This window comes from Nostoc sp. NZL (assembly GCF_015714705.1).
Lineage (GTDB): Bacteria > Cyanobacteriota > Cyanobacteriia > Cyanobacteriales > Nostocaceae > Nostoc > Nostoc foliaceum_A.
The window spans coordinates 1-3307 of the sequence record NZ_WBKL01000121.1 but is presented as its reverse complement, the minus strand read 5'-3'; the positions used below and the strand labels follow the sequence as shown (position 1 = coordinate 3307).

Annotated in this window: 3 protein-coding genes; all 3 read left to right on the top strand. The window is 43.2% G+C overall.

Going from position 1 to position 3307, the window contains the following annotated elements:
- Positions 1 to 375: WD40 repeat domain-containing protein (locus F8R90_RS17480; RefSeq protein ID WP_442946750.1), on the top strand; the 375-nt coding region annotated here is incomplete at its 5' end.
- A gap of 5 nt (positions 376 to 380) precedes the next feature.
- Complete coding sequence (locus F8R90_RS17475) at positions 381 to 1394, top strand: AAA family ATPase (protein ID WP_196511774.1); 1014 nt, start codon at positions 381 to 383, stop codon at positions 1392 to 1394.
- Between the two features lie 88 nt (positions 1395 to 1482).
- Positions 1483 to 2955 (top strand): glycolate oxidase subunit GlcD, encoded by a 1473-nt coding sequence (glcD, locus tag F8R90_RS17470; protein ID WP_196511773.1) that lies wholly within the window; start codon positions 1483 to 1485, stop codon positions 2953 to 2955.
- The last annotated feature ends 352 nt before the right edge of the window (positions 2956 to 3307 follow it).

The window sequence follows — 3307 nt, the reverse complement described above, 5'->3', positions numbered from 1 at the left end:
GATGAGCGGACTTTTAAAGGTCATAGCAACTCGGTAAGAGCAGTAGCCCTCACCGCCGATGGCAAGCGGGTGATTTCTGCTTCAGCTGACAACACACTCAAACTTTGGAATCTGAAAACTGGGAAAGATGAGCGGACTTTTAAAGGTCATAGCAACTCGGTAAGAGCAGTAGCCCTCACCGCCGATGGCAAGCGGGTGATTTCTGCTTCAGATGACAACACACTCAAATTCTGGAATCTGGAAACTGGGGAAGAAATTGCTACTTTTAAAGGAGAGGCTCCATTTTATTGCTGCGCTGTTGCCGCAGATGGGGTGACAATTGTGGCAGGGGAGTCATCAGGGAGAGTGCATTTTTTGCGGTTGGAGAATGTTTAAAAAGTATGAACACTTCACCTCGACCCCCAACGTCAATCAATACTCCCTCCTACCCAACAGAGTTTCAACAAGTCATTCTCAAAAAAAGTCAAAACTTTGTTGGTCGCGCCTTCGTCTTCACCGCAATATCCAACTTTATTCAGCGTTACGATCGCGGTTACTTTACCATAATTGGCGCACCCGGTAGCGGTAAAAGTTCCATCCTCGCTAAGTACGTCATAGAAAATCCCCAAGTTCTTTATTACAACGCCCAACTCCCAGGCAAAAATCGCGCTGAGGAATTTATTACTAGTATCTCCACACAAATTGAGACAGAAAATTTTGCGTCTCTACATTCTCTGCTTCAGCAAGTCAGCGATAAGCTAGAACCCCAGCAAAAGTTTATTATTGCTATCGATGCCTTAGATGCTGTTAACCGCACCGACCAAACAAAAGGCTCAAATCTCTTTTATCTTCCCAGATATCTCCCACGTGGCGTTTATTTCCTTCTCACCCGCCGCCCATACCTGCGGAAACAATCCGGTTTGTTGATAGAAACACCTTCCGAAATTCTCGATTTAACAGCATACCCACAACAAAACCACGAGGATGCCAACGCATACATTTGGCAATACGTCAACAATGACGAAGAACTCACAGCACAGCTAACCGCCAAAAGCGAAAACAATTTCATGTATCTCAGCCAGATATTACCTACTATCTCTAAGGAGTTTGACCGACTCCCCCCTGGTTTAGAGGCTTATTATCAGCAGCATTTGCACAAGATGATTCACCCTAATTCGCCAAGCCAAGAGAAGGAATTTAAATCATCTGTGCTGAGTGTGTTAGTGCAAGTTTCATCAGTCATATCAGCAGAAAGCATCGCTAGTACAATTGATGCTGATGAATACGATGTTGAAGAAGTTCTGGAAAATTGGCGTGAGTTTTTAACACTCCAGGAAATGGATAGAGAAATCCGCTACAGTCTTTATCATTCCAGCTTCCGGGATTTCTTAAGCAAGCAAGCAAATTTTGGTTAACAGGAAAAGAGTTTGGAGTAGAGACTAATCCCTCAAAACTTGGGGATTGTTTTAAACTCTAAGTTACTAGAGCAAACTTTAAAAAACTATGCTTGCCCAAGATAAAAAACAACGCAACTGGAAACCCATTATCAAAGCATTCGAGGCTGTCCTTGGTAAAAATGGTGTGGTGCAACGCCGCGAAGAACTCATTACCTATGAATGCGATGGTTTAACTGGTTACCGCCAACGTCCGGCTGTAGTGGTGTTACCGAGAACTACAGAACAAGTTGCAGAAATTGTAAAGATATGCAACCAATACTCTATCGCCTTCATAGCACGCGGCTCTGGCACAGGTCTATCTGGTGGCGCTTTGCCACAAAAAGACTCTGTTTTAATTGTCACTTCCTTAATGCGGCAAATCCTCAATATTGATTTGGAAAATCAGCGGGCAATTGTGCAACCAGGAGTGATTAATAGTTGGGTAACACAAGCTGTCAGTGGTGCTGGTTTTTACTATGCTCCTGACCCATCTAGTCAAATTATCTGCTCTATCGGAGGCAATATTGCTGAAAACTCTGGTGGCGTACATTGTCTCAAGTATGGCGTTACCACTAACCACGTTTTGGGATTAAAAATTGTCACGCCAGAAGGGGAAATTATTGATTTAGGCGGGCAAATCCCCGAAATGCCTGGTTATGACTTAACAGGTGTGTTTGTTGGTTCTGAAGGCACTTTAGGAATTGCCACAGAAATTACTTTACGAATTCTCAAAAGTCCAGAATCAATTTGTGTCTTGTTGGCAGATTTTACCAGTATTGAAGCTGCCGGAGCAACTGTTTCTGACATCATCAGCGCCGGAATTATTCCTGGTGGGATGGAAATGATGGATAACTTCAGCATCAATGCAGTTGAAGATGTTGTTGCAACAAATTGTTATCCCCGTGATGCTACTGCTATTTTGCTAATAGAAATTGACGGTTTAGAAGTGGAAGTTGTAGGAAATAAGCAACGAGTTACTGAAATTTGTCAAAAGAATGGGGCGCGAAATGTCACTTCTGCTAGTGACCCAGAAACCCGATTAAAATTATGGAAAGGACGCAAAGCGGCTTTTGCTGCTGCTGGGCATTTAAGTCCAGATTATTATGTACAAGATGGTGTAATTCCTCGGACTCAGTTGCCTTATGTTCTGCACGAAATTAAGACATTAAGTGAACAATACGGTTATCGGGTTGCTAATGTATTTCATGCTGGCGATGGCAATCTTCATCCGCTAATTCTTTATGATAATTCTGTGCCTGGAGCATTAGAGCAAGTAGAAGAAATGGGTGGAAAAATTCTCAAACTTTGTGTCCAAGTTGGTGGTAGTATTTCTGGTGAGCATGGCATTGGTGAAGAGAAAAAGTGCTATATGCCACAGATGTTTAGCCCAGTTGATTTAGAAACGATGCAATGGGTGCGGCAAGTTTTTAATCCTAAAGGGTTAGCAAATCCTGAAAAGATATTCCCTACACCGCGTACTTGTGGTGAAGCAGCAAATGCATCGGCACTCAAGCAATTTGAAGGTGTGGAAAGATTTTAAGAGTTAGAAGTTACCTCTCGTTCCCTGGCAAGAACCAGGGAATGCACTTATAAGCTAATCGGCATTTAAGTTGCATGAAGGTAGGGCTGAAGCCCTTACCTGGAGTTTAGACTAGGCAACAAGAAAAGACTCAGCAACGCTGAGTTGAAAAGAAACAGACTTCAGAGATGAAAATCTACACTACTAAGCAGATTCTGATTGCTCTTTGCGGGGCTTGGTTGTAGTTTTTTTAACTATGGGGTAGCGAATTCTACGTTTACGTGGTTGATCCGTCTTCCAGCCTGGAGACTTTCCGCGAGATTTGGGTGGTTGGGCTGGAGTACCAATCACCGCAAAAACTCCACCCATAGCT